Below are 6,576 nucleotides of genomic sequence, written 5' to 3'. Positions count from 1 at the left end.
GAGCCGCCGTTCGAGGCGCGCGGCCTGCTCGACCGCCAGCGCCACCACGCACATCACGAATGCCGTGCCGACCACCAGCAGCAGCGCGAGCTGCCAGCCGTTCGCGCGGAACAGCCCGCCGTACTGCACGGCCGCGACGGTCGCCGGGATGAAGAACAGCAGCATGTCGGTGAGCAGCCAGGTCGCGCCGTCCTTCACCGTGGCCGGCGCAAGGCGGCCCGACAGCAGCAGCGCGAGCAGCGCGGCCATGCCGAGAATGCCGGCCGGAATCGGCAGCGAAAACGCCCGCACCAGTTGATCGAGCACGGCCCAGAGCGCGGCCAGCGCGCCGGCCTGCCAGGCGATCCGCAGCCCGCGCCGCAGCGCCCCGGCCAGCGCGGGACGCGCGGCGTCCACCGTGCCTGGCGCGGCGGCAGGCGCGGGCGAAGCGGTGGCGGGCGTGAACTTGGACATGATCTCGGGGTGCGGCTTGCTCGATGCGATGGCGCGAGTATAGGATTGGCGCTGCCATAAATAAAATGACTTGTTCCTATCAAAACCATTCCGGATCGGAATTCGCCGGCCGGGAACCCCTACGCTCCCCGGAGGCGCGATGGAACTGCGTGCGCTGCGTTATTTCGTCGAGGTGGTCCGCCAGCAAAGCTTCACGGCGGCGGCCGAGCAGATGTTCGTGACCCAGCCCACCATCAGCAAGATGGTCAAGGCGCTCGAGGACGAGATCGGCTCGCCGCTGCTGTTGCGCGACAGCCGCCAGATGACGCTGACCGACGCCGGACGCATCGTCTACCAGCGTGGCCAGGACGTGCTCGCGGCGCAGGCGCAGTTGCAGGCCGAACTCGACGATCTGGCCGAGCTGGGCCGCGGCGAGCTGACCATCGGCATTCCGCCGCTTGGCGGCGCCGCGTTCACGCCGGCCATCGCCGCGTTCCGCCAGCGCTACCCGAACATCGAGCTGAAGCTGTACGAGCAGGGCGCGCGCACCATCGAGACGGCGCTCGCGGCCGGCGAACTCGAACTGGGCGGGGTGCTGGAGCCGGTCGATCCGGCCGTGTTCGACGTGCTGCGCATGGTGCGCGCGCCGCTCTGGCTGGTCGCGCGGCGCGGCGCGCGCTGGGATCGCGAGGACGCGGTGCCGCTGGCCGATCTGGCCGGCGAGCCGTTCGTGTTCTATGCCGAGGCGCTGGCGCTGCATCAGGCCGTGCTCGACGCCTGCGCGCAGGCCGGCTTCACGCCGTCGATCGTCAGCCGCAGCGGCCACTGGGATTTCATGGCGGCGCTGGTGCAAGCCGGCGTCGGCATCGCGCTGCTGCCCGAGCCGTATTGCCGCCGGCTCGATCCGGCCCAGTTCAGTTGCCGGCCGATCGTCGAGCCGGAAATCCAGTGGTCGATCGCGGTGGGCTGGCTCAAGCGCGGATACCTGTCGCATGCGGCGCGCGCCTGGCTCGACGTCGCGCGCGAAGTCGGCCCGGCCGATCCGGACGGCGATCTGGCGTTCGACAGCCTGCGGATCTGGGGGCAGGACAGCGGGCGGCGATAAACGCCAATAGGCGCCAATAAGCGCCGGTGCAACGGCGCGAGGTCGATGTCATGTCGATTGCTGCCGTGGCAAGGATGAATCCGCTGGAAAAGCGCGGAATTACGGTGCTTGCCGCGGCTGGTGCGAGGCTCAGGCCGCGGCCGGCGCGTCCGATACGGCCGCTGCCGCCGCCGCGACGGCAGGCGACGCGTCCGGCGTATTGGCGATGAAGCGCTGCAGCAGCGAGGTCATGGTGCGCACTTCGTCGGCCGAGAAACCCGCCAATTGGGCGTTCAATTCGCCGGCCACGAGGCCCGGCAGCGCCCCGGCGGCGGCCGCGCCGCGCTCGGTCAGCGCCAGCTCGATCACGCGGCGGTCCGCCGCGCTGCGCTGGCGCTCCAGCAGCCCTTTCTTTTCGAGCCGGTCGAGCATGCGCGTCATCGAGCCGCTGTCGTAGCAGAGCCGCCGCGACAGTTCGAGCGGCGTGCCCGCCTCGCCGCGCGCCAGCATCAGCATCACGCCGATCTGCTGCGCGGTCAGCCCGAGCGGCGCGAGCGCGTGGTCCATCCGTTCGACGAACGCCTGCCGCGCGCGCGTCAGGTAGAAGCCGACGCTCGTTTCCAGCTCGATGCTGCGGGGATCGTAGAGGGGAGTCATCGCGCAGGCGAAATGTGTTGTTTCCGGGATAAAGCCTCGCCCAGTATCTTGAAAATTGCTTGCATGGTCAATATTATTTCAGGCAATCATTCTCCCGTTTCAGACATCCGCGAGCACCCAGCCCACTCTTGCCTGAACCCCTTTGAGCCATTCGCCGAGGAAGTTCGTCATGCCGTTCCCGATCCAGATCGCCAGCGCCCTGCGCCGTTACGCCCGTCCGTTGCTCGCCCGCTCGCCGCGCGGCTGGAAGCTCGCGTTGATGGTGGCGATGCTGGTGCTGCCGGGCGGCTCGCTGGCGGCGCTCGGGTTCGCCTGGTTCGAGCAACGGCGCCAGCGCGCGCGCGACGGCAAGGCGGCGGCCGACGAGCCGTCGTCATGGCAACGTCTGCTGACGGTCGTCACACCGCCGCCGCACGCCGTCCCTTGACGCGCTGACCGCCCGCCGGCCGGTTCGAGCCCTTCCACCCATTCCGCCCCGCGCCACCTTTCTGCGCCGTAATCGCCTGTAACCACGCTCCCCCTCCCGGTAACACCTGCGCACGCGCCCAGCCTTTACCCTTACGGCTTCCCGGTTCGTTTTGCCGCATTCGTCAGTTACCATTCCGGCCAGGCCGGCCGCCGTCGCGCCGGTAGCCGCATCGTTCGCCGGCCCGCGTGCGGGCGGCGCCCAGACAGGAATCCAGTCCATGCAGCCAGTTTTCCCCTCGCGGTCACGTCATGCGCTGCGCATCGCCGTGTCCGCCGCCGTCGCGGCGCTCGTCGCCGGATGCGCGGTCGGCCCCGATTACCATCGCCCCGACGTGTCGATCCCGGCCGCATACAAGGAAGCGCCGGACGGCTGGAAGGTCGCGCAACCGGACGACCGCACCGATCGCGGCGCGTGGTGGAGCGTCTATCGGGATCCGCAGCTCGACGACCTGATGACCAAGCTCGACGCCGCCAACCAGTCGATCGCGCAATACGCCGCGGCCTACCGGCAGGCCCGCGCGCTGGTCGCGCAGGCGCGCGCGGCCTACTTCCCGACGCTCGGCGCCACGTTCGGCGGCACCCGCTCGTCGAGCCCGGGCGGCACCACGCAGGGCTTCACCACCGGCCGCAGCTACAACACCGCGTACAGCGCCGGGCTCGACGCGTCGTGGGAGCCCGACCTGTGGGGCAAGGTCAGCCGCACCGTCAGTTCGCAGAAGGCCGGCCAGCAGGCCGCCGCGGCCGATCTGGCCAATGCGCGGCTGTCGGCGCAGGGCACGCTCGCGCAAACCTACTTCCAGCTGCGCGAGACGGACGCCGCGCAGAAGCTGCTCGACGACACCGTCGCCGCCTACCAGCGCTCGCTGCAACTCACGCAGAACCAGTACGCGCAGGGCGTGGCCGCGCGCTCGGACGTGATCCAGGCGCAAACCCAGCTGCAATCGGCGCAGGCCGCCGCGATCGACAACGGCATCGCGCGCGCGCAGTACGAGCACGCGATCGCCACGCTGATCGGCGTGCCGGCCTCCAGCTTCGCGCTGGCCTCGATGCCGCTGACGGCCGAGCCGCCGGCCACCCCGGCCGTGGTGCCGTCGGCGATCCTCGAGCGCCGGCCCGACGTGGCCGCCGCCGAACGCCGCGCGGCCGCCGCCAACGAGCAGATCGGCGTGGCCATCGCCGCGTTCTTCCCGACGCTCACGCTGTCGGCCACCGGCGGCGTGCAGAGCTCGGCCTGGTCGCAGCTGTTCTCGCTGCCGTCGCGCGTGTGGACGGTCGGCCCGCAACTGGCCGCCACGCTGTTCGACGCGGGCCTGCGCGCCGCGCAAACCGACGCCGCGCGCGCCAGCTACGACCAGACCGTCGCCGAATACCGCGCGGCCGTGCTCACGGCGTTCCAGGACGTGGAGGACAACCTCGCGTCGCAGCGCATCCTCGCCAACGAGATCGTCGTGCAGCGTCAGGCGGTGGAATCGGCGCAGCATGCGCTCGACATCGTCACGAACCAGTACAAGGCCGGCACCGTGGCGTTCCTGAGCGTGCTGACGGCGCAAACCACGGCGTTCACGGCCGAGCAGAAGCTCGTCGCGCTGGCGGGCAACCGGATGGTGTCGTCGGTGAATCTCGTGAAATCGCTCGGCGGCGGATGGAATGTCTCGCAGATGGATCGCGAGACGGGCGGCGTGGCCGCGCCTCAACCGGCTTCGGCGCCGGTGGCTGCCTCGTCGGCGGCCGCAGCCAAGGGCTGAGCGCCCCGCTTGCGGCTTGCGGCTTGCGGCCCGGTGAGACCGGGCGCGGCGGCCCGCTCACCGCCGCGCCGTGTTCCTGCCTGTCATGGCGCCCCGCGGCCTTGCACCGCCGGGCGCATCATCCTGCTCAAAACGTCAGCGTGACCTTGCCCGGGCCGATCGGCTTGCCGAGCAGGTTCAGCAGCCCCGCCAGATTCTCGCGGTGCGCTTCGTCGGCCTCGGCCGTGCCGTTGAACACCGACGTGGCGCCCGCGAACGTGCCGTGCCCCTCCAGCGTCAGCGGCCCGTTCAGCGTGGACAGATCGAGCGTGGAATTCGCGCCCTGCGCCTGCCAGACGGCGCGATACGAGCCGAGCGGCTTGACGATCGAGATCCGCGAGCTGACGTCGTGCATCGTCACGGTGAGCTGCCCGAACACGTCGCGGCCGAACAGCCGCCAGTCGCTCCAGCCGATCCGCACGTCGCCTTGCAGGTCGAGCGTGTTGAACGGCGTGCCGAGCCCGGCCAGCAGCGAGGCCGGCACGGCCATCGCGCCGGCCGATACCGTCGCGCCGCGCAGCGTGGCGTTGACGGTGACGGGATCGGGCATCGCCTGGGTCTGACGCATCTGCATCTGCACGCGGCCCGTGAACAGCGGCCAGAACGCGGTACGCCATTCGATCCGGCCCGGCAGCAGCGTCGAAGCGCTGCGGTCGCTGCCCGGCGCCAGCAGCAACGTGGCCGAGCCGTGCCACAACGAGCCGTCGGGATCGACCAGATTGACGTGCCCGCCGGTCGCGCGCGAGAACTGCGGCGTGACCCACGCGGCGGGCAGCAGCACGACGATCACCACGCCGATCGCCAGCGCGCCGGTCAGACACCACGGCAGCGCCGCGCGAATTCGCATCCACAGGCTCATCGGCGTACGGCTCCCGGCATCGTGCCGCCTGCGGTGTTGCGTGCTTCCATGGGGTTCACTTGTTCGCGCTCGACGGTTGCATCACGACGGTCAGATCCACCTGGCCGTCTTCCTTCAGGGCGGTGGCATGCGCCTCGCCGACCTGCACCTTGAACTGCTTGCGCACGTCGTCGGCCCATTGCGTCCAGATCGGGAACGCCACGTTCTTCAACTGCACCTGCACGCCGTTGCCCACCACCTGCACCTGCGCGGCGGTGATGCCGTGGTCGGTCAGCGAGCCGTTCAGCGCATCGCGCAGCGCCATTCCGGTGGGCGCGACGCCCTGCGCGGCGGCGGCGAGCGAACGCGCCTCGTTGGCCTGCTCGGTCATCTGCGCGAGTTGCAGGCGCATCGCCGGCAGCGCCCGCGAAATGCGCGCGCTGTTGTCCTGCGCCGGCGCCCACAGCAGCGAATAGAGCAGGTAGACGGCGAACAGCGCGCCGCCCCAGCCGAGCAGCATCTTTTCGCGCGAGCTGCGCTCGTCCCAGAACTGGGTCAGGGTTTCGGTCAACTCCGCCTTCATGATCCGCTCCGGATGGTCCATTTGCCCGTGCTGCTGTCGATCTCGCCCGTCAGGCCGTTACGCGCGAGGCGCGTGCCGAAATCGAGGTCGACCTTGACCTCGGGCTTGAAGCCGACGTCGAGCCGGCGATCGTGATAATCGAGCGACGCGATGCCGTTGGCCGGCAACGGCCCGAGCGAACGCGCCACGCCGCTGGCCAGCGCCAGGAAATCGTTCGGCGACAGCTCGCCCGCCGCCACGCGCAATTGATCGATCTGGCGCGTCATCTGCGCGGGCGGATCGAGCACCACGGTGGTTTTCGGGAACGCCGTCAGCAGCGTTTCGGTGATCTGCGCGGACAGCGCGTCGCGCTCGTGCGCGAGCCGCCACCAGTGGATATTGATGCCGATCACGGCGATCGCGAGCGTGACCACGGCCAGCGCGGCCGGCAGCTTCAGGCGCGAGATCGTGGCGCGGTCGAAGCGCCACGGCATGTTTTCGAAATCGAACTGGCAGAGGTCGAAGCGGGCTTCGCGCGCGCGCCGCGCGAACGTGTCGAACGGCAGCGGCGTGGTGCCCGGAATCGCATCGGGATCGGCCTGCGGGGTGATCGAGGCGAGCTGCGGCTCCGCACCGGGCGCGCCGAGCTGGTACAGCTCGAACGGCGCGCCGGCGGTCAGCGCGGCCAGCGTGGAACCGGCCGAAGCGGCCGGCGCGGTCAGCCCTTCGCCGAGCGCGCCGCGCGCGATCG

The 6,576-nt window shown here is 70.4% G+C and carries 8 protein-coding genes; 3 read left to right on the top strand and 5 right to left on the bottom strand.

All coding sequences use genetic code 11. From position 1 onward, the window contains the following. Nucleotides 1–453, bottom strand: a 453-nt coding sequence (locus G3N92_RS29210) for a CidA/LrgA family protein (RefSeq protein WP_206131051.1), incomplete at its 3' end; no start/stop codon positions are given. 139 nt (nucleotides 454–592) lie between these two features. Between G3N92_RS29210 and G3N92_RS29205 the strand changes: the two genes are divergently transcribed. Beyond that, nucleotides 593–1,537 (top strand): LysR family transcriptional regulator, encoded by a 945-nt coding sequence (locus tag G3N92_RS29205; protein ID WP_206131050.1) that lies wholly within the window; start codon nucleotides 593–595, stop codon nucleotides 1,535–1,537. A gap of 129 nt (nucleotides 1,538–1,666) precedes the next feature. Here G3N92_RS29205 and G3N92_RS29200 read toward each other — a convergent pair whose 3' ends face one another. Beyond that, nucleotides 1,667–2,173, bottom strand: a complete 507-nt coding sequence (locus tag G3N92_RS29200; RefSeq protein ID WP_206131049.1) for a MarR family transcriptional regulator — start codon at nucleotides 2,171–2,173, stop codon at nucleotides 1,667–1,669. A gap of 169 nt (nucleotides 2,174–2,342) precedes the next feature. Here G3N92_RS29200 and G3N92_RS29195 point away from each other — a divergent pair, with 169 nt between their 5' ends. Further along, nucleotides 2,343–2,600, top strand: coding sequence for a multidrug ABC transporter ATPase (locus G3N92_RS29195; RefSeq protein ID WP_206131048.1), 258 nt, complete (start codon nucleotides 2,343–2,345; stop codon nucleotides 2,598–2,600). A gap of 259 nt (nucleotides 2,601–2,859) precedes the next feature. After that, nucleotides 2,860–4,386, top strand: a complete 1,527-nt coding sequence (locus tag G3N92_RS29190; RefSeq protein ID WP_206131047.1) for an efflux transporter outer membrane subunit — start codon at nucleotides 2,860–2,862, stop codon at nucleotides 4,384–4,386. Nucleotides 4,387–4,513: 127 nt separating this feature from the next. Here G3N92_RS29190 and gspN read toward each other — a convergent pair whose 3' ends face one another. The 3 genes from gspN to gspL all read right to left on the bottom strand — a co-directional run. Continuing rightward, on the bottom strand, nucleotides 4,514–5,284 hold the full coding sequence (gspN, locus tag G3N92_RS29185; RefSeq protein WP_206131046.1) for a type II secretion system protein N: 771 nt from the start codon (nucleotides 5,282–5,284) through the stop codon (nucleotides 4,514–4,516). Nucleotides 5,285–5,339: 55 nt separating this feature from the next. Continuing rightward, a complete protein-coding gene (locus tag G3N92_RS29180; RefSeq protein ID WP_206131045.1) occupies nucleotides 5,340–5,846 on the bottom strand; it encodes a type II secretion system protein M in 507 nt (168 codons plus the stop codon). Then, nucleotides 5,843–6,576, bottom strand: a 734-nt coding sequence (gene gspL, locus G3N92_RS29175) for a type II secretion system protein GspL (RefSeq protein ID WP_206131044.1), incomplete at its 5' end; no start/stop codon positions are given. The genes G3N92_RS29180 and gspL, both read right to left, overlap by 4 nt.

Origin of the sequence: Burkholderia sp. Ac-20379, assembly GCF_017104645.1 — a bacterium.
Classification (GTDB): domain Bacteria; phylum Pseudomonadota; class Gammaproteobacteria; order Burkholderiales; family Burkholderiaceae; genus Burkholderia.
This window is presented reverse-complemented; position numbering and strand designations above follow the sequence as displayed.